Below are 19,380 nucleotides of genomic sequence, written 5' to 3'. Positions count from 1 at the left end.
AAGCATCTAAGCACGAAACTTGCCCCGAGATGAGTTCTCCCTGACCCTTTAAGGGTCCTGAAGGAACGTTGAAGACGACGACGTTGATAGGCCGGGTGTGTAAGCGCAGCGATGCGTTGAGCTAACCGGTACTAATGAACCGTGAGGCTTAACCTTACAACGCCAAAGATGTTTTGGTGTGAGAGACGAAATTTTTAGCTTGTTAACGGATAATGTTCATGGCCGTGAGGCGGTGAATAAAACAGAATATGCCTGGCGGCAAGAGCGCGGTGGTCCCACCTGACCCCATGCCGAACTCAGAAGTGAAACGCCGTAGCGCCGATGGTAGTGTGGGGTCTCCCCATGCGAGAGTAGGGAACTGCCAGGCTTCAATTTAAACATTCGCGTTACGCGGGTGTGGAAAGAAAAAGTAATAAGCCATTTTAATGGCTGTTGCAGAAAAATTCGGTGGAGCGGTAGTTCAGTTGGTTAGAATACCTGCCTGTCACGCAGGGGGTCGCGGGTTCGAGTCCCGTCCGTTCCGCCAATTATTATTAACCCCTGAGGATACTCAGGGGTTTTTTGTTTTTATCACTTATATCTCCAACTGCATCTTCCAATAATTTTTTTAGTTACTATTCAGTGGCTGGAAATGGTGGCCATAGTAATAGCAAAATAACCACCATGTCTTTCGCTGCATTTTAGCCCTTCAGTTTCACTTGCAATAATTGTGCATTCAGAACCGCTTTATCCGCAAAGCGCTCAGTAAGAAAATCAATGAATGCACGGATACGTGCACTAATGGCCCGGTCACTGTAGTAAACGGCGCTGAAAGGTGTGGGTACTGCTAATTTGTGTGCCTGCAAAACCTCAACTAACCGGCCCTGGGTTATTTCCTCATCGACCATAAAGTCCGATAAGCTGGCAATACCATTCCCACCCAGGCACAACTGCTTGATAGTTTCACCATTGTTAGAGGTTAGCGCCGGGCTAATTTGCCTCAACTGGCCATTCTCATCCGGTACCGCCCATGAATTCAGGGATAACGGCTCGGAAAATCCAATACAGCAATGTGCATCCAGATCTTCAGGCGTTTGAGGCGTACCATTTACTGCCAAATATTCTGGTGTGGCGACTATACGGCGATAGCTGTTAAACAACGGCCGGGCGCGTAAACTTGAATCCGATAAGTTACCTACACGAATGGCAACATCTACTTTGCGTTCAATCAGGTTGATAAAGGTTTCAGAAGAAACCAGCGATAGTGTGACTTGTGGGTAGCGCTCGCGAAAAGGTTTAATCAGAGGAACGAGCAAATGCAATATCACGGGTGTCGCTGCATCAACAATCAATGTCCCTGCCGGTGTCTCTTTAGTCTCCTGCAGCTCGTTTTCGGCGTCTGCCATCTCCTGAAGGATATGCTGAGCCCGTCGGAAGTAACGTTTACCTTCTTCTGTCAGGCTTAACTGGCGCGTAGTTCTGTTGAGCAGGTTAACCCCCAATTTCATCTCGAGGCGTTTAACTGCTCTGCTGACTGCTGAATTCGCCAGGTTAAGTTGTACTGCAGCGCGGCTGAAGCTCCCGCTTTCCACAACTGCGACAAAAACCCCGAGTTCCTCAGAATTTGTTTTCATTATTGCCTCCATGGCAATAGTTAAATCAGTTTATGGGCAATTTGGTGATAAAAGTACCCTGCATGTGCATCGACTGGCAATGAAAATACTGAAATAGCGTATCTTGCCGCATCAAAGTCAGTGGATGATTGAAACTGACTGCTAAAAATTCTATAACTGAAAAGACTGCTAACATGTTGTGTGCAGTGAAACGAAAAGGTGTGTTGTAACGTGCGTAAACCGACCTATGCCATGCGTTATGTCGCAGGCCAGCCTGCGGAGAGAATTTTGCCGCCAGGGGCGTTTTCGAGCATTGGTCAGGCGCTTCCTTCCGGAGTTCCGCTTACCAGCGAGGAGCGGATACGTATTCTGGTATGGAATATTTTTAAACAACAACGCAATGAGTGGCTGTCGGTACTGAAGAATTTTGGTAAAGATGCACACCTGGTGTTATTGCAGGAAGCCCAGACAACGCCTGAACTGGTTGATTTCGCAACTTCGAATTACCTTGCAGCCGACCAGGTACCTGCCTTGATCCTGCCTCAACACCCTTCAGGCGTGATGACTCTCTCTTCTGCTCATCCTATTTACTGTTGCCCACTGCGCGAGCGAGAGCCCATTCTGCGGCTTGCCAAGTCTGCTCTGGTCACTGTTTACCCGCTACCTGATACCCGGATGCTGATGGTTGTTAATATTCATGCCATCAACTTTACTTTGGGTGTGGACGTGTACAGCAAACAATTAGCCCCCATCCGGGAACAAATGGCACATCATAATGGGCCGGTCATTATGGCGGGTGATTTCAATGCGTGGAGCCGCCCCAGGATCAGTGCGTTATATGGATTTGCCCGAGAAATGTCACTGCGAGAAGTACGTTTTAAAGATGACCAGCGGAAAAGAGCTTTTGGGCGCCCACTGGATTTTGTCTTTTATCGTGGCCTGAATGTGGCGAATGCGTCTGTTCTGGTTACTCAGGCATCTGACCATAACCCATTGTTAGTCGAATTTAACCCACACAAACCAGGCAAGATAAAATAAAAAAACCACCTGTGTTGATACGTTGCATGGCAGCAATATCACTACAGGTGGTTTAGCAGGCATGATGCTTATGCCGTGAGTCCGTCCCCTCAGGAGTCGGGTTTGGTTCCGTCGCTAACAAACAAGGTTAACTGGTCACCAGGCTTAATCGCATCAACATCCTTATTCCAGCGCATGACATCATTAATGTTGAGGCCATGCCGCCTGGCTATGCTGTACAGCGAGTCACCTTTTTTAACGCGATAGGTGATGCTGTCATTTTTAACCAGACGTGAATCACTGTTCAGCGTACCTGTTTGCAGGGTCTGACCAATGTTTATCTTGCTGGATGTCAGGTTATTCCACGCCCGCAAATCGCGCTCGGAGACATTCAAACGAGCTGCAATGGTAGAAAGCGTATCACCGCGGCGTACTGTATACGCGGCGCTGCTATTGCTTGCGACCAGAGACGACTGCATTGCATCGAATGTATTCGCAGCGAGAGAGCTACGAAGTTCATCCGCATGCTTTTGTGGCACCATGACATATTTTGGGCCGCTCTTGCCTAATACTTCCCCTTTGTAACCCGCATTGAATGCTTTCAGCTTTTTAAGCGACATACCCGCCATTTCGGCAAGTTGGTCCATCTGAACAGGGCTGGATACTTTCACTTTTGCCAGCGCACGGCTTTCATCCGGCGTAGGTAAGCGAACACCATAACGCTGACTGTTTTTGAAAATCTCACTCAGCGCTAACATTTTGGGAACATAGACACGCGTTTCATGTGGCAAAGAAAGTGACCAAAAATCCGTTGGTTTCCCACGGGCTTTGTTCGCTTTTATTGCACGCATTACCCTGCCTTCGCCGCTGTTATACGCAGCAACCGTCAATAGCCAGTCACCGCCAAACATGCTGTTAAGGCGTTGCATCATGTCCAACGCGGCGGTTGTGGAAGCTACCACATCACGTCGCGCATCATACTCACGAGTTTGCTTTAAACCATAGTTCCTTCCCGTGCTCGGAATGATTTGCCAAATGCCTGCGGCATTAGCACCAGACGTTGCATGGGGGTTAAAAGCGCTCTCCACTATGGGTAGTAGTACTAGTTCCATCGGCATGTTACGTTTCTTAACTTGCCCGGCTATCCAGTACATATACGGCTCTGCCCGTAAAGTTACATCGTGGAGATAGCTCTTATTACTCAAATACTTCTGTTTTTGTTCGCGAATCCGGGCGTTTTCCGGAATCCCCATCTTTAGCTCGTTGCCAATGAAGGTCCACAGGTCCTGATCATGCGCAAAGGAAGTACCATCGTTCAACCATTGCGCGCTGTCCGCCTGACCTGCGAACTTTCCTGCTTCTCCTTGACCAGCCGCAGAAAGGCTCTGTGCGTGCTGTTGAATATGCCCGTCATGCTTCGACGCCTGGCACCCAACCAGCAGGACAGAGGCGATTAGAATCGCTTTTGCCTTCATGTGTGTGTCAATAGTTGCTTAAAAGACGAGCGATGATACCTGCGACTGCAAAATAACTCAACCCTGGATTTAGAAGTTATCTTTCTTTGCGCGTAACCAGGCAAAATATTGCTCAGGTTGTTGCAAAGTTGTTTCATCTCTAATTTTTTCAATTAAAACAGCATCATCCGTTCGTAAAAAAAGATTAATTCGCCGCTCATTTTCCAGCGTGGAGGGGAGAGAAGAGTGCCTTTTTTTACGTAACTCATTAACTTCCTTACTGTATTTAACTATTGCTTCATCTTCCGGAAGAATACTTAAGGAAAAGTTAATATTTGATTGGGTGTATTCATGGGCACAACAGACTAATGTTTGAGGGGGTAGTTGGTTTAATGTGCTAAGGGATTGGTACATCTGGGCTGGTGTGCCTTCAAAAAGCCTTCCGCACCCACCAGAAAAAAGCGTGTCACCGCAAAATAGATAAGGAGAACTGTAATAACAGATATGTCCTAAAGTGTGACCGGGTGTGAATATTACGTCAAACTCAAGCCCCAATAATGAGAGTTTATCGCCACCAGCCAGTATGTGAGTGGCGCCCTTACTCCTGGTTTCTTCTGGCCCGTAAACAACCAACTCTGGCCATGTTGCACATAATTCAGCCACACCGCCTGTGTGGTCGGCATGGTGGTGTGTAAGCAAAATCGCAACAGGTTTCCAGCCAAATTTCGCCACTGTGTCAAGTACAGGTCTGGCGTCACCCGGGTCTACAACCAGACATTCACCCATGTCGTTATAGAGTACCCAGATATAGTTGTCCTGAAATGCAGGAATACTGGTAAGATTCATAAATGACCTCGGTAATGCTCTCAGATGGAAGGTTTTAATGAAACCGGCAAGGACACCTTTGCCACTCCAGGCGCCCGGACAATGGGCTGAATTGCCCTGGGGTGAATACTATCGTGAAGCGCTTGAACGGCAGGTGCAACCCTGGCTTGGCAAAATGTTCGGATTCCATTTGATTAAACTGGGGAATTTAAGCGCAGAAATCAATACCAGTGAATGCTCCATATCACATCAGGTGAATGTGGCAATGCAGGGGCATGCACTCCATGTTGTTGCAGACCCTCTGGCACTGCCTTTTGCCGCAAAATCTGTCGACGCTTGCTTGTTAGCCCATAGTCTTTCCTGGTGCCAGGATCCACATCGTTTGCTCAGAGAAGTCGATCGTATATTGATCGACGATGGCTGGTTGATCCTGAGTGGGTTTAATCCTGTCAGCCTGCTGGGTATGGGTAAAGTAATGCCATTTCGCAGGAACAAAGGTGCGACCCAGAGCCGAATGTTTACTCTGGTTCGCCAACTGGACTGGCTTTCATTGCTTAACTTTGAAGTGCTGCATTACAAACGTTTCCATGTTCTCCCCTGGCACCGGTCAGGTGGGCGGTTACTCTCCACTCACCTCCCGGCACTGGGTTGCATGCAGTTAATAGTGGCACGTAAACGAACCATCCCATTAACGATGAACCCTATGTCTGCAAGAAAATCACGGGCATCGTTGCGGCCGGCGGTAACTGCATCCCGCCAGTACCGAAATTCGTCGGATCAACCGTTTTCTGATAAGTAGCCTGTATCTTCCTGTGATGGCGAACCCGCGGCTGTTCGGGCCAGTTCGTCACACCGTTCATTTTCAGGATGCCCGGCATGGCCTTTTACCCATTCCCATTTAATGTTGTGCTGGCTAAGTGCGCCATCCAGCCGTTTCCACAGATCCACATTTTTGACTGGCTTCTTATCAGCAGTTTTCCAGCCACGTTTTTTCCAGTTATGGATCCAGGAGGTGATCCCCTGGCGAACATACTGGCTGTCGGTGCTCAGCGTGATATCGCAGTGCTCCTTAATGGCTTCAAGTGCTACGATCGCCGCCATTAACTCCATTCTATTGTTCGTTGTGAGGTAGTATCCTTCACTGAAGGTTTTTTCGTGTTGTTTATAACGTAAAATCGCACCGTAGCCACCTGGGCCTGGGTTCCCTAGACAGGAGCCATCGGTGAAAATTTCTACCTGTTTACGCATTCTGGTAAACTTCCCGGGTCTGAAGAAAAAACTAAGTCTGACACAAACGAGCGCTATGAGCACAGAAATCACAAGACAGATCGTTCTCGATACTGAAACCACAGGTATGAACCAGGTAGGGGCGCACTACGAAGGGCACCGTATTATCGAAATTGGTGCTGTTGAAGTGATTAACCGCCGCCTGACGGGTAACAACTTTCATATTTATCTCAAGCCTGACCGTTTAGTGGATCCGGAAGCCTTTATGGTTCACGGTATTTCAGATGAGTTCCTCGCATATCAGCCTGTATTTGCCGATGTTGTCGATGATTTTCTCGATTACATCCGTGGGGCGGAACTGGTCATCCATAATGCGTCGTTTGATATCGGCTTTATGGATTATGAGTTCGGTATGCTCAATAAGGGCATTGGCAAAACAGAGACATTCTGTAAAGTCACGGACAGTCTGGCTCTGGCGCGGCGTATGTTCCCTGGCAAACGTAACAGCCTGGATGCTTTGTGCTCGCGCTACGAAATAGATAACAGCAAACGAACGCTGCACGGGGCATTACTCGATGCCCAGATTCTGGCCGATGTCTACCTGACCATGACCGGTGGGCAAACCAGCATCAAATTTGCGATGGAAGGCGATGCCCGGCAGGCCGCAGACGCAACAGGTATACAACGCGTGGTACGCGCTGGTGGGTTGAAAATCATCAGAGCTACAGATGAAGAGTGTGTGGCGCATGAATCACGTCTGGATCTGGTTCAGAAGAAAGGCGGCAGCTGTATGTGGCGTGCGTGATGATGTGCAAAAACCGGCCATTCAGGTGAATTTTGCGCCAACCAGCCAAAATAGAAAGAAAAAGCGTTGACGCCTCCGCCAGCTATCCGTAATATCCGCATCGTTCCCGACGGGGAACAATCGCGGAGCGGTAGTTCAGTTGGTTAGAATACCTGCCTGTCACGCAGGGGGTCGCGGGTTCGAGTCCCGTCCGTTCCGCCACTATTTCAGCGCCATGTTAATCTTTAACATGGCGCTTTTTCATTTACGAAGCATCCCTCAGTTTGTTCGTTTACTTTTGCTGCAGCCTGCCTTATGGCAAAGAGTTACTTTCCCATTGTGAGGCAATACCCGGTGAAGCAAAATCTTGCTTTGCCTGAAGACACCCTGATTGCTCCAGGCTGACTATTCTGGATAGCGAGTTTGTGTGAAGGCAGAAAGAAGCCAGCTATTGCTATGGGTACAACAATTTAGCTGAATAGATAACTATTGCGAGAATACGAAAGTCACCAACAACCGTGGTGACTTATCGGTTTTGGCGTTTTATTTAGAAATAATTTGTGAAGTCGGGGCGTTCTGCGTAAAGGTTTTGCAGTTGTCCGGATTCAGTGTCAGCCCCAGCTTACTTGAAGCCAGTTCATTTTCAGTGTGTGTTCCGGCGAACTGGAAACCACGTTTAATCAGATTTGTTGTGTAGTATTTATTATACATAAATGCCCAGACAATCATGGCAACCGTAGAACCTATACCCATAGTGACTAATGCCAGAATGAGTAAAATAATAAATACCCCTATAAACGTTTTAAAATCTTTTCGGAAAAGAGCCGGAATACAACCGAAGAAAAACGTTGTCCATGAAAAACCATAGAAGCCATGTAAATGCTCACCCGTTTTCGGGTTTTCCATATTGATTTTAACAGCCATTAATTATTTCCTGAAAGTGAAGGAGAGTGCGGCATGCATGAGTGCTTGTCGGGTAGGGTTTATAACATAGCTATGTTTGGTTGTTGTTTGATAAATATCAAAAATTTTCTTTTAAGGTGGGTGAGTTAACTTTTTTGAGAGGGGAATATTTTGAATAGGTAAATTTATTCTGCCAGTTAATCAGATAAACAGAGTGTTGATGATGCCAGAGTGGCTATTCTGGCACCATCAACGATATGTTATTCCTGATGTGCAGTAATTACCTTAGTCAGTGTATCGGAATTTTCAACACGGTCATTACGTGCAATCCAGCGGTAGCTGCCGGCAGCCAAAAACGCACCGATAAACCAACTGAAATTTGCCACCGCGTGTAATGACGGGATAAAGCTGATAACCAGGCAAACCACGACGGAAGGAATCAATGCTGCAATCGCTTTCGGGTTGAACCCCTTGTTGTACCAGTACGGGCCTTCCTGAGATACGCTAAATAAAGCATCCACATTAATTGTGCCACGCTTAATCAAATAAAAGTCAGCAAGCAAGATCCCAAACAGCGGCCCAATAAAAGAGCCCAGAACATCCAGTGTGTAATGGATTAACTCTGGTGACTGGAACAGATTCCATGGTGTCAATAACACGGAACCCACTGCAGCAATCATGCCCCCTGTACGAAAACTGATTTTTTGGGGAGAGCAGTTGGAGAAGTCAAAAGCCGGTGAAACAAAGTTAGCGACAATATTAATCCCGATAGTCGCAGTTATCATTGTCAGCAAACCTATCGCCATCGCCACGCTATTTCCCACATGGCTGACTGTCTCAATAGGGTCGGTAATCATTTTGCCAAATAATGATTGTGTACCAGAAACAATAATGACAGTAACAATGGAAAATAACAGGAAATTAAATGGTAGCCCCCAACGGTTACCACGGCGAATCTCATTCATGTTTTTCGCATAACGGGAGAAGTCACCGAAATTGAGTAGTGGCCCGGAAAAATAGGAGACAACCAGCGCAGTTGCGGTAATCATTTCCCACACCTGGGCTGAAGGGCTGAGTGTTTTACTGGACAGCGTGAAAGAAATGCCATCCAGCCCGGTCTGGTAAAGGATCCAACCGGCCAGACACATCATCACAACATATACGGCCGGGCCCGCCACATCAATAAACCGCTTAATAGCATCCATTCCGTGCCAGAACACCATCGCCTGCAGTACCCACATAATGCCAAAGCAAATCCAGCCCAGATGTGAAAGGCCCAGAAAGTGATCCTGTGTCATTGGGGCGAGGGAAGGCCAAAATTTCAGGATAACCAACATCAGTGCATTCGCTGCAAGGTATGTCTGAATGCCGTACCAGGCAAACGCAATCAAACCACGAATTACTGCCGGAATATTGGCACCAAATACCCCGAAAGCCTGGCGGCTGATCACGGCATAAGGCACGCCAGCCATTTGGCTGGGTTTAGCTACCAGGTTAGCGCATACCTGAACAATACAAATACCAACCAACAGGCACAGCAGTACTTGCCAGCTTGATAAACCTAAGGCAAAGAAACTGGCGGCAACAACATAACCTCCCATACTGTGAACATCAGACATCCAGAATGAAAATATGTTGTACCAGGTCCAGCGTTGTTGGCGAGTGGGCGCCAGATCTTCATTACACAATTTTGGGCTGTAGCCCGCATTGGGGTTATCAGCAGTTGTATGGTGAACGTTTGGCATGGATTCTGCTCCTTTACTTGATAGCAGGTGATGATGGTTTGTGCGATAACCATTGCAGGAACCAGGCCAGGTTCACATTTTTTGTGTACTTATTTTATAGATATTGTATACAAGATAGAAAATGCATTGTGTACGGGAGTAATGAATGAGGCAGCAGGATGTGGGGCAACCCCAGCAAGAGCAACAAGATAAAGAAGCAGAAATATGGCAATCACTAATGCGGGCAATCGTGGAGCATCAACTTCCCCCTGGTTGTAAGCTTCCTGAGGAAGCGCTGGCTGAAGCCTTTGGTGTGAGCCGGACGGGGATCAGAAAGGTGCTGACCCGCCTTGCAACAGTGCAAATGGTTACGATGACGCCCCGGCGTGGTGCGTTTGTGGCAAGCCCGGGCGTAGAAGAATCAAAACAGATCTTCCGCACCCGCGCGTTACTTGAATGTGCCAATTTGCCTGATGTCGTGGCACATATTCAGCCTCCCCATATTGCCGCGCTGGAAAACATCACTCAGCGTGAAGAACAGGCTCATCGTGAACATGATGGTGCGGCAGCAATTCGTTACTCTGCGGAGTTCCATATTCAACTCCATGCTATTTCAGGCAATGCCGTGATGGTCGAGACGTTGACTCGCCTGACCCAGCGTTCCTCATTAGTGATTGCGGCCTGGGGAGCACCATGGCAACAGGGTTGCCGGTGTGATGACCATGGTGTGTTGATTAATGCGTTACGCCAAAAAGACACGGACAGGTTGGTATTGTGTATGCAACAGCACTTCGAAGACATCCTCCACAGCCTGCATTTTGAACGAAGTGGTGAAACGGTTCCTGACTTCACGCGCTTGTTTGGTATACAAGAGGCAAACAGATGACCACGTTGCGTATTCAGGTGATTAACCCCAATACCAGCCTTGCAATGACACAGACTATTGGCGAGGCGGCCCGTATGGTTGCCAGTGCGGGGACTGAAATTTTGTCCGTTTGCCCCTCTCATGGCGTTCCGTCTATTGAAGGCCACTTTGATGAAGCTATTGGGGCGATGGGAGTACTGGAGCAGGTTACTCTGGGAGAGCGGGCCGGGGTGGACGGGCATATTATTGCCTGCTTTGGTGACCCTGGGTTGTTGGCTGCACGTGAACTGGCAACCGGGCCGGTGGTTGGCATAGCAGAAGCGGCTATGCATATGGCAACACTGCTTGCGACACGTTTTTCCATTGTTACTACATTGCCACGTACCGTGATTATCGCCCGCCATTTATTACGCCAGTATGGTTTCGAACAGCACTGCCAGGCGGTTCATGCTATTGATTTACCGGTGTTGTCTTTAGAGGATGGCACGGGTTTTGCTCAACAAAAGGTTCGGGAGCGTTGTATACAGGCCAAAGCACAGGATAACTGTGGCGCGATTGTGCTGGGTTGTGGAGGAATGGCAAACCTGGCTCGTGAGCTTAGCCATGAATTGGGTATTCCAGTCATTGATGGCGTGAGTGCTGCGGTCAAAATGGTTGAAGCCCTGCTTGGCCTGGGGCTTGGCACCAGCAAGCATGGGGATTTGGCAAAGCCCAATCCCAAACCACTCACTGGCCCGTATGCAATCTTCAATGACCCATCTGTGATGTAGAAAGAGGAAAGTAAGGCATGCAATCAGAACAAGAAAATAACCCCTGGCCTTTTACACAAAACTACCCGCGCGACATGCTCGGTTATGCAGGGAAACCGCCGCATCCACACTGGCCTGGTGGTGCCCGCCTGGCGATTCAGTTTGTCCTTAATTATGAAGAGGGCAGTGAAAACAACGTATTACATGGCGACTCTGGTTCAGAGCAGTTTTTGTCAGATATCATTGGTGCGGCCAGCTACCCGGACCGGCATATGTCGATGGATTCGCTCTATGAGTATGGTTCGCGAGCGGGTTTCTGGCGTATCCACAACGAATTTCAACGCCGTGGGCTGACCATGACTATTTTTGGTGTGGCGATGGCGCTGGCGCGTAATCCGGAAGTCGTCCAGGCAATCAAAAATGCCGACTATGATGTAGTCAGCCATGGCTGGCGCTGGCTTCATTATCAAAGTATTGATGAACAAACAGAACGCCAGCATATGCTACAGGCGATTGAAACCCTGGAAAACTTGTTTGGTAAAAAGCCACTGGGTTGGTATACCGGGCGCGACAGCCCGAATACAAGGCGACTGGTGGTTGAACAAGGGAGTTTTCAGTACGACAGTGATTATTATGGCGACGACTTGCCTTTCTGGAGTGAAGTAACTTGCCAGGATGGCACGGTAAAACCCCATCTGATTGTGCCTTATACGCTGGATGCGAACGACATGCGCTTCGCCACCGCACAAGGGTTTAATACAGCGGAGCAGTTCTACACTTACCTTAAAGACAGCTTTGACGTGTTATACGAAGAAGGCGAACATGCGCCGAAGATGATGTCAGTGGGTATGCATTGCAGGTTATTAGGCCGCCCTGGCCGCTTCCGGGCACTGCAACGTTTCCTTGATTATATCCAGGGCTTCGATGATGTCTGGGTATGCCGCAGGCAGGATATTGCTGACCACTGGATAAAAACGCATCCGTGGCAGAAGTAATAAAAACGGGGTGGCTTCACCGGCCATCCCCTAATTAACAACTCAGCCCATTTTACTGACATGGGCGGCGACAATCCGCCAGCCAAACGGAAACTTCACCCAGGTTTGCATCTGGCGGCCAATACTCTCACTGCCCTCACGGGTGAACTCAGTGCAGGTTACCGCCATATCTTCGCCAAATGTGGTGATAGTGGTATTGCGCAGCGTGCGATCCAGCCCCTTGGGAGAACGGCCCTGGCGAAAGGCCCGGATCTCGGCGATGCCGTAAAGATTTTCAGTTGCGCCATAACGCACAGTGCGTGCATCCTCCCAAAAGAGCTCATCCAGCACCTCGACATCATTACTGACCAGCGCCTGCTCATAGCGATAAAACGCGGCGGTGACTTCGTTTAAAATAGCCTGTCTGTCGATGTTATCTCTGTTCATGGAACACTCCCTGTGCCGGCGTTGCCTGGCAAATATTCTGTAAAACAAGTGACTGCGCAGCCTGCAGGCAGCGTTTCTCCTGCCACGGAGCACCAATCAGTTGTACACCAATGGGCAGGCCGCCTGTTGTGATGAGGGGAACGGTTACAACAGGTAAACCCAAAAATGAAATCGGTTGAGTCAACATACCCATACTGGCTTTTACTGGCAAATCACACTGGTTAATGTGCATGGTCTGCTGGCCAATCTCAGTGGCACAGCAAGGCGTGGCCGGGGCAATCAGAATATCAAAATCATTAAATAACGGGAGTGTCACATCTCGGAACCAGGCCCGGAAGCGTTGTGCCTGGGTGTACCAGGCTGAAGGTGTCATCGCACCTGCCAGCAGGCGGTCTCTGGAGTTCGGTTCAAATTCTTCCGGCCTGGTGCGCAGCAAAGGTAAATAGTGGTTCCCGCCTTCAGCTGCAGAAAGCAGGAAAGCGGCTGAACGCGCCATTTCAGCCTGCGGCAGTGTGATGCTCTCTGCTGCCTGTAATCCTCTGGCAACCCGGCTGACGGCATCTCTGGCATTGTTATCGCACCAGGTATCAAAATAACCGCCCAGAACAGCGCAACGTAAAGGCCGTTCCGGCGTCAGGTCCTGCCCAATTAATGCCGGGGCGCGGCGCGCCTGAAAGTGATCATGAGGATCATCGCCCTGAAGCGCATCATAGACCAGGGCCAGATCTTCCACATGGCGCGCCATGGGGCCAATATGATCAAGGCTCGCGACAAAAGGCTGGCTCCCACTGCGGGAAAGACGGCCAAAGGTCGGCTTCAGGCCAAAAATGCCACACAACGAGGAAGGCACACGAATTGACCCATTGGTGTCAGTGCCCAATGAGAAATTCACCAGCCCGGCAGCAACTGCAGCGGCAGAACCGCCAGAAGACCCTCCGGCGACCCGGCTAAGATCATGGGGATTATGGGTTGCCCCATAGTGTGTGTTTTCGGTAGTAAAGCCGTAGGCATATGCATCCATATTGAGTACCCCGGCCAGGGACGCCCCTGCGTGCTGCAATTGCCTGATGGCGAAAGCATCATGGCTGGCTGGCGGGTTATCGCGAAATAACCGGGCTCCGGCCAGAGTGGTTATCCCACTAATATCAAATAAATTTTTAACAGCGTAAGGAACACCAGAAAGTGGGGGGAGAGCCTCATTGCGAGCAATGCACTGGTCTGTCTGTGCCGCTTCATCCAGCATACGCTGGTGGGTAACATGGGTAAACGCGTTGAGCGTTGGGTTAATGCGTTCAATGCCTGCAAGTGCCTGTGTTGCCAACTCAGTCGCAGAAAATGATTTCTCGCGCAGGCCTTGTTGAATATCACTAATCCGCAAACTCATAACTGATATACCCCGGCGACTTCCTGGCGCTGGTCCAGTTTAAAGTCCATTAATGGTTGCGCCATCGTACTAATGCGGCGCAACTGTACTTCAAGCTCTGCCCGGCGTGCATCATCCAGCGGCATATCCAGTATTTGGGCCATTAACGCAATATAGCCAGGCCAGTCAAAATCGGTTGTTTGCATGTTCTCTCCTTAAAATCCGGCAGCACTGCCATTACTGCGTGGGTCGTAAGCACCTTCCAGCATACCGTTGGTATGGCGCACAATTGCCCCGGCATGGCCAACGGCCTCGCTGAAGTCATCCAGTGCTTCCACTTCGTGGCCCATGGCACGCAAGGCTTCAAATGTCCGTGGGCTGAAGCGGTTCTCAAGTTTCAGGCTGTCGGAGGATTGCCCCCATGTGCGCCCCAGCAGCCAGCGGGGAGCAGAAACGGCCTGTTGAAGTGGTACACCTTGCAGTACATAGCGTGTAAACAGCGCGGCCTGGGTTTGTGGTTGCCCGTCACCTCCCATTGAGCCGTACACCATTACCCGGCCATCAGCCAGGCGAACGGCTGCCGGGTTAAGTGTGTGAAAAGGCTGCTTGCCGGGCGATAAGGCCAGAATATGTTGGGGATCCAGGCTGAATGCTGCCCCACGGTTTTGCCACAGCACACCGCTTTGAGGCAGTACCACGCCACTGCCAAATTCATGGTAAATGCTCTGAATAAAAGAAACAGCTAACCCGTTATTATCAATAACGCCCATCCATACTGTATCTCCCGGGCCTTTACCGGTTCCCCAGGGGGCAGCCTGGTTATCATCTATTTCAGCTGCCATATTTTCTAAGTTTTCCGGATCAAGCAGGCTCTGTACCGGGCGGGTAACATGGCGAGGATCAGTAATATACTGATCCCGCAGAGAAAATGCCTTTTTCGTGGCTTCAACAATACGGTGAATGGTTTGTACTTCGTTCGCCTGTGCCATTTCCATCCCGGCAGTAATACCAAGAATTGCCAGCGAAACCAGCCCCTGAGTGGGTGGCGCAAGGTTATAGACATCACCTTGTGGGTGGGCCAGGTGCAATGGTAACCGGCGGCGAGCCCGGTGTGAGGCCAGATCCTGCAGGGTAACAGGGATCCCTAACTCTTCCAGCTCCTGAGCCATCTGGTTGGCAAGGGGGCCTCGGTAGAAGCTGTCCAGCCCTTCAGTAGTTAAACGGGTTAGCGTCTGCGCCAGGCGTGGCTGGCAAAAACGACTTCCCGCAACAGGTACTTCACCCCGGGAAAGAAATGTTTGTGCGAAACCCGGCACATTTGCCAGCTCATGGTATTTTCCCTGAGTGGCAATCGCCTGTGATTGTGTGACAGGTATACCATCTGCAGCATAACGAATGGCGTCAGCCAGTAAACGGGAAAGAGGAAGTTGCCCACCACCTAATTCCTGTGAAATCAGCAGTGCTTCCTGCCACCCACTCACAGTACCTGGCACGGTTAGTGCAGCACGAGGGCCACGGTGCGGAATATGTGTTTCACTGGCGTAGAATTCCATTGAGGCCAGCGAACCTGCAGCTCCACTCGCGTCTATGGCGACCGGCTCGCCTTCAGGTGGAACGATTAACCAGAAGCCATCACCACCAATACCATTCATATGCGGGTAGGTGACGGCAATAGTTGCAGCCGCGGCCACCATGGCTTCAATTGCGTCACCGCCATGACGTAATACGGACAGGGCGGTTTCACTCGCCAGGTGGTGTGGCGTAACAGCCATACCTGAAGGGGCCATGTTGCTTTGTATCATCGTTTCTGTCTCTTGCTCAGGGGTACATTAATACTAAGCAAGAGGCGTTCCAGAATGACGCGAAATGTTTCATTATACTCAGGTCAGTTGCAACAAAAGTTACAGGAGAATCCATGAAACAACTGGATGAACGTCTTAGGGCCAGCTATGCCCAGCTTTCCCCACAGGAACAGCGAGTGGCCGGGTTTATCATGGATCACTTCGATGATTTGATAAGCTATAACAGTGCTGAACTGGCAAGGCTGAGCGGGGTTTCGAAGGCAACAGTCAGCAGGCTGTTTAAACGCCTGGGGTATGACCGTTACAAAGTAATGCGTGATGAATTACGTACCTTGCGCCAAAGCGGGATGCCCCTGACAGAAAACCGTGATGCGGTACAGGGCAACACCCTGCTGGCACGCCACTATAAACAAGAAATGGCTAACCTGACGCACTGGGTTAACACCCTTGATGCTACACAATTCAGCGATATTATTGCTGCTTTGGGGGCTGCAAAACGTATTCTGATTATTGGCTTACGTAATAGTTGGCCTGTGGCTCTGCACCTGCGCCAGCAATTGCTGCAAAGCCGTGGAAATGTCTATGTACTTCCTCAGCCTGGGCAAACTTTGTCTGAAGAGTTGGTGGACATCAGCCCTGGTGATTGCGTTGTTATGGTGGCCTTTCGCCGCCGCCCACGCATTATCCGCCCAATACTCAATGACCTGGCGCAGCGTGGTATTCCGCTGCTGGTTATCAGTGAGCCGCAGGCCAGCACTCTGAAAGGTGTTGGTGGCTGGCACCTTGAAGCCCCGCTCGACAGTGTTTCGGCATTTGATTGCTACAGCAGTGCAATGAGCCTGGTAAATTTATTGGCAAATGCATTGTTACACCACAGCCTGGCAGATGGCAGGCAACGTATTCATCAGATTGCGGAGCTGTATGGTTCTCTTGATGAACTGGAACAGCGCTGAATTGCACTATAGTGGTGCTGATGCACCACGATAGTGTTCGTTTTTGGGTCGTTTCCTCTTATTACTCCTGCCAATAACTTTTCTGAAAAATAAAGATTTTACCTATAGTTATGGTGCTGGTTGTTTTTGTTTCGCTATGGCACATTAGTTGCAGAACTTTTTATTGAGAATCTTTTGTTTCACTGCGAATTGCCTATATCAAAGGAATCATCATGTCCGACACCCAGCTATATCCACAAATCAATCCTCCTCACCGGTTATTGATGGGACCGGGGCCAATTAATGCTGACCCTCGCGTTTTACGTGCTATGTCCAGCCAACTGATCGGCCAGTATGATCCGGTGATGACGGGATACATGAATGAAGTGATGGCTTTATACCGCGGTGTCTTCCGCACCCAAAACCAGTGGACGATGCTGGTGGATGGCACATCTCGTGCCGGTATTGAAGCCGTGCTGGTTTCAGCAATTCGCCCTGGCGATAAAGTTCTGGTGCCTGTTTTTGGTCGTTTCGGCCATTTGTTGTGTGAAATTGCCCGGCGATGCCATGCAGAAGTGCATACCATTGAAGTTCCCTGGGGAGAAGTATTTACCCCGGATCAAATTGAAGATGCTATCCGGCAGGTGAAACCCCGTTTGCTGCTGACAGTCCAGGGCGATACCTCAACCACAATGTTACAGCCGCTGGAAGAATTAGGTGCAATTTGCCGTCGTCATGGCGTGTTGTTTTACACCGATGCCACAGCTTCGCTGGGTGGCAACCCAATGCAGGCAGATGAGTGGGGCCTGGACGCCGTTTCCGCCGGGTTACAAAAATGCCTGGGCGGGCCTTCCGGGAGTTCTCCGGTAACGCTCAGCCCTGAAATGGCGAGTGTCATCAGCAAGCGCCGTTGCATCGAACAGGGGATCCGCAGTGCATCTCATGAAGATGGTGACGATGAAATGATCTGGTCCAACTATTTTGATCTGGGCATGATCATGGATTACTGGGGGCCAGAGCGCCTCAACCACCACACTGAAGCGACCAGCATGTTATTTGCCGCACGCGAGTGCGCCCGCATTATGCTGGAAGAAGGCATGGACAACATTATTGCCCGCCACGCGTTACATGGCCGGGCCATGGTAGCTGGCATTCAGGGAATGGGTCTGTCGGTATTTGGTGATATCGCCAATAAAATGAACAATGTAATGGGTGTGGTTATTCCGGAAAATGTTCATGGTGAAGCGGTACGCAAAACACTGTTGGAAGACTTCCATATTGAAATTGGCACGTCATTTGGCCCATTGCAGGGCAAAATCTGGCGTATTGGTACCATGGGCTATAACGCCCGTAAAGATTGTGTGCTACAGACACTGGCAGCGCTGGAAGCCGTGCTTAACCGCTATGGCTTTCGTACCACGCAAGGTGCGGCAATGCAGGCTGCATGGGATATCTATGACGCGGAGGCGCGCCCATGACAGTGATGGCAATGCCCGACGAACAATCCCGCCAGGCGGCCAGCCGCATCATGGCGCGCAGCGATACGCTGGCGTTAATTTCTCAAACCCCGGGGCAGCTCACCCGGGTTTTCCTGTCGCCTGAACATTTACGTGCAAATCAGCAAGTTGCCCGTTGGATGGAAGAGGCGGGTATGACTACCTGGCAGGATGCCACTGGAAATATCTGTGGCCGCTATGAAGGCGCAACAGAAGGTGCGAGCGCTGTATTACTGGGCTCACACCTGGATACTGTCAGAAATGCCGGGCGCTATGATGGCATGCTGGGGGTACTGACAGCCATTGAAGTGGTTGACTGGCTTAACCAGCAAGGAAAGCGCCTGAACCAGGCAATTGAAGTTATTGGATTTTCTGACGAAGAAGGCACGCGCTTTGGCATCACCCTGCTGGGGAGCCGGGGGATAACAGGAACCTGGCCGGAAAACTGGCTGGAGTGCCAGGACAGTGAAGGTATTACTGTTGCGCAGGCGATGGTACAGGCCGGTCTTGACCCGGCAAGAATTGGTATGGCGGCACGTAATCAGGAGGATTTTACCGCCTACCTTGAACTGCATATCGAGCAAGGCCCGGTTCTGGAACAGGCTTTGCTCCCGTTGGGCGTGGTGACAGCAATCAATGGTGCTCACCGTTTGCGTTGTTGTTTTACCGGCCAGGCCGGGCATGCCGGTACAGTACCGATGGCGCATCGCCATGACGCACTTGCCGCTGCTGCAGCGTGGATCCACCAGGTGGAACAGGTAACACTGGCAAGCGGTGGCGACAATGTAGCAACGGTTGGTACTGTTAACTGTCTGCCTGGGGCCGTCAATGTTATTCCCGGCTCAGTGGAACTGACACTGGATATTCGCAGCCCATCGGATGCCAGCCGGGATGCATTGCTGTCGCAACTGCTGGCACAGGCAGAAACCATCGCCAGCCAGCGAGGGTTGTCCTTCACCCACGACACTTTCTATTCTATTCCGGCTACACCATGTTCCCCGGTATTACAGGCGGCATTGAGTGAAGCGGTTGCTTCTGCACAGGGCAAAGCACTTTCTCTGCCGAGCGGAGCAGGGCATGATGCTATTGCTGTCGCGGAGCGCTGGCCAGTCGGTATGTTGTTTGTGCGCTGTGAGAAAGGCATCAGTCATCATCCGGCAGAATCGATAACTGAAGCTGATGTTGCTGTTGCGATGAAAGCATGGAGCCAGGCGGTGTGCTCAGTT

General features: G+C 50.2%; 18 protein-coding genes, 2 tRNA genes, 2 rRNA genes and 1 pseudogene. 13 read left to right on the top strand and 10 right to left on the bottom strand.

From position 1 onward, the window contains the following. The 3 genes from DT73_RS04515 to DT73_RS04505 all read left to right on the top strand — a co-directional run. Positions 1-156, top strand: a 23S ribosomal RNA gene (locus DT73_RS04515); the annotation flags it as partial. Positions 157-251: 95 nt separating this feature from the next. Next, a 5S ribosomal RNA gene (gene rrf / locus DT73_RS04510) occupies positions 252-367 on the top strand. A gap of 82 nt (positions 368-449) precedes the next feature. Beyond that, a tRNA-Asp gene (locus DT73_RS04505) sits at positions 450-526 on the top strand. A 154-nt stretch (positions 527-680) separates the two neighbouring features. Here the strand turns inward: DT73_RS04505 and yafC are convergent. Next, complete coding sequence (gene yafC, locus DT73_RS04500; RefSeq protein WP_051691269.1) at positions 681-1,613, bottom strand: DNA-binding transcriptional regulator YafC; 933 nt, start codon at positions 1,611-1,613, stop codon at positions 681-683. A gap of 210 nt (positions 1,614-1,823) precedes the next feature. Here yafC and DT73_RS04495 point away from each other — a divergent pair, with 210 nt between their 5' ends. Beyond that, complete coding sequence (locus DT73_RS04495) at positions 1,824-2,630, top strand: endonuclease/exonuclease/phosphatase family protein (protein WP_036104521.1); 807 nt, start codon at positions 1,824-1,826, stop codon at positions 2,628-2,630. 89 nt (positions 2,631-2,719) lie between these two features. Here DT73_RS04495 and mltD read toward each other — a convergent pair whose 3' ends face one another. Both mltD and gloB read right to left on the bottom strand, forming a co-directional pair. Continuing rightward, positions 2,720-4,084, bottom strand: a complete 1,365-nt coding sequence (gene mltD / locus DT73_RS04490) for a murein transglycosylase D (protein ID WP_036104516.1) — start codon at positions 4,082-4,084, stop codon at positions 2,720-2,722. A 69-nt stretch (positions 4,085-4,153) separates the two neighbouring features. Next, positions 4,154-4,909 (bottom strand): hydroxyacylglutathione hydrolase, encoded by a 756-nt coding sequence (gloB, locus tag DT73_RS04485; protein WP_036104514.1) that lies wholly within the window; start codon positions 4,907-4,909, stop codon positions 4,154-4,156. 37 nt (positions 4,910-4,946) lie between these two features. Between gloB and DT73_RS04480 the strand changes: the two genes are divergently transcribed. Then, complete coding sequence (locus tag DT73_RS04480; protein WP_036104512.1) at positions 4,947-5,687, top strand: class I SAM-dependent methyltransferase; 741 nt, start codon at positions 4,947-4,949, stop codon at positions 5,685-5,687. Here DT73_RS04480 and rnhA read toward each other — a convergent pair. Beyond that, positions 5,666-6,238 (bottom strand): ribonuclease HI, encoded by a 573-nt coding sequence (gene rnhA / locus DT73_RS04475; RefSeq protein WP_072006901.1) that lies wholly within the window; start codon positions 6,236-6,238, stop codon positions 5,666-5,668. The genes DT73_RS04480 and rnhA overlap by 22 nt on opposite strands. On the opposite strand from rnhA, the gene dnaQ reads away from it, so the two are divergent. Next, a complete protein-coding gene (gene dnaQ / locus DT73_RS04470) occupies positions 6,192-6,920 on the top strand; it encodes a DNA polymerase III subunit epsilon (protein ID WP_036104555.1) in 729 nt (242 codons plus the stop codon). The genes rnhA and dnaQ overlap by 47 nt on opposite strands. A 124-nt stretch (positions 6,921-7,044) precedes the next feature. Next, positions 7,045-7,121: transfer RNA gene (locus DT73_RS04465), tRNA-Asp, on the top strand. A gap of 321 nt (positions 7,122-7,442) precedes the next feature. Here DT73_RS04465 and DT73_RS04460 read toward each other — a convergent pair. Beyond that, positions 7,443-7,823 (bottom strand): hypothetical protein, encoded by a 381-nt coding sequence (locus DT73_RS04460; protein WP_036104508.1) that lies wholly within the window; start codon positions 7,821-7,823, stop codon positions 7,443-7,445. Positions 7,824-8,062: 239 nt separating this feature from the next. Next, positions 8,063-9,547: an NCS1 family nucleobase:cation symporter-1 gene (locus tag DT73_RS04455; protein ID WP_036104506.1), complete on the bottom strand. Its 1,485-nt coding sequence runs from the start codon at positions 9,545-9,547 to the stop codon at positions 8,063-8,065. A gap of 145 nt (positions 9,548-9,692) precedes the next feature. Between DT73_RS04455 and DT73_RS04450 the strand changes: the two genes are divergently transcribed. The 3 genes from DT73_RS04450 to puuE are packed head-to-tail and all read left to right on the top strand — an operon-like array spanning position 9,693 to position 12,135. Then, positions 9,693-10,412: a GntR family transcriptional regulator gene (locus tag DT73_RS04450; protein ID WP_036104503.1), complete on the top strand. Its 720-nt coding sequence runs from the start codon at positions 9,693-9,695 to the stop codon at positions 10,410-10,412. Then, positions 10,409-11,161 (top strand): aspartate/glutamate racemase family protein, encoded by a 753-nt coding sequence (locus DT73_RS04445; RefSeq protein WP_036104501.1) that lies wholly within the window; start codon positions 10,409-10,411, stop codon positions 11,159-11,161. Before DT73_RS04450 ends, DT73_RS04445 begins: the two co-directional genes overlap by 4 nt. 17 nt (positions 11,162-11,178) lie before the next feature. Then, positions 11,179-12,135 carry an allantoinase PuuE gene (gene puuE / locus DT73_RS04440; RefSeq protein ID WP_036104500.1) on the top strand — a complete coding sequence of 319 codons (957 nt, stop codon included), beginning with the start codon at positions 11,179-11,181 and terminating at the stop codon, positions 12,133-12,135. Between the two features lie 42 nt (positions 12,136-12,177). On the opposite strand, the gene hpxZ is transcribed toward puuE, so the two are convergent. The 4 genes from hpxZ to DT73_RS04420 are packed head-to-tail and all read right to left on the bottom strand — an operon-like array spanning position 12,178 to position 15,726. After that, complete coding sequence (gene hpxZ, locus DT73_RS04435) at positions 12,178-12,561, bottom strand: oxalurate catabolism protein HpxZ (protein WP_036104498.1); 384 nt, start codon at positions 12,559-12,561, stop codon at positions 12,178-12,180. Next, positions 12,548-13,945, bottom strand: a complete 1,398-nt coding sequence (locus DT73_RS04430) for an AtzE family amidohydrolase (RefSeq protein ID WP_084172234.1) — start codon at positions 13,943-13,945, stop codon at positions 12,548-12,550. The genes hpxZ and DT73_RS04430 overlap by 14 nt, the downstream gene beginning before the upstream one ends. Continuing rightward, on the bottom strand, positions 13,942-14,130 hold the full coding sequence (hpxX, locus tag DT73_RS04425; protein WP_036104492.1) for an oxalurate catabolism protein HpxX: 189 nt from the start codon (positions 14,128-14,130) through the stop codon (positions 13,942-13,944). The genes DT73_RS04430 and hpxX overlap by 4 nt, the downstream gene beginning before the upstream one ends. A 9-nt stretch (positions 14,131-14,139) precedes the next feature. Further along, positions 14,140-15,726 carry a gamma-glutamyltransferase family protein gene (locus DT73_RS04420; RefSeq protein ID WP_036104489.1) on the bottom strand — a complete coding sequence of 529 codons (1,587 nt, stop codon included), beginning with the start codon at positions 15,724-15,726 and terminating at the stop codon, positions 14,140-14,142. A gap of 113 nt (positions 15,727-15,839) precedes the next feature. On the opposite strand from DT73_RS04420, the gene DT73_RS04415 reads away from it, so the two are divergent. The 3 genes and pseudogenes from DT73_RS04415 to hpxK all read left to right on the top strand — a co-directional run. Next, positions 15,840-16,679, top strand: coding sequence for a MurR/RpiR family transcriptional regulator (locus DT73_RS04415; RefSeq protein WP_036104487.1), 840 nt, complete (start codon positions 15,840-15,842; stop codon positions 16,677-16,679). 212 nt (positions 16,680-16,891) lie between these two features. Next, positions 16,892-18,136, top strand: coding sequence for an alanine--glyoxylate aminotransferase family protein (locus DT73_RS04410; protein ID WP_036104485.1), 1,245 nt, complete (start codon positions 16,892-16,894; stop codon positions 18,134-18,136). A gap of 11 nt (positions 18,137-18,147) precedes the next feature. After that, positions 18,148-19,380 (top strand): annotated as a pseudogene (hpxK, locus tag DT73_RS04405) (allantoate amidohydrolase); the annotation flags it as partial.

Source organism: Mangrovibacter sp. MFB070, assembly GCF_000705335.1.
Lineage (GTDB): Bacteria > Pseudomonadota > Gammaproteobacteria > Enterobacterales > Enterobacteriaceae > Mangrovibacter > Mangrovibacter plantisponsor.
Note: the sequence above shows the minus strand (reverse complement) of the source record. Positions and strands in the feature narration are given on the sequence as shown.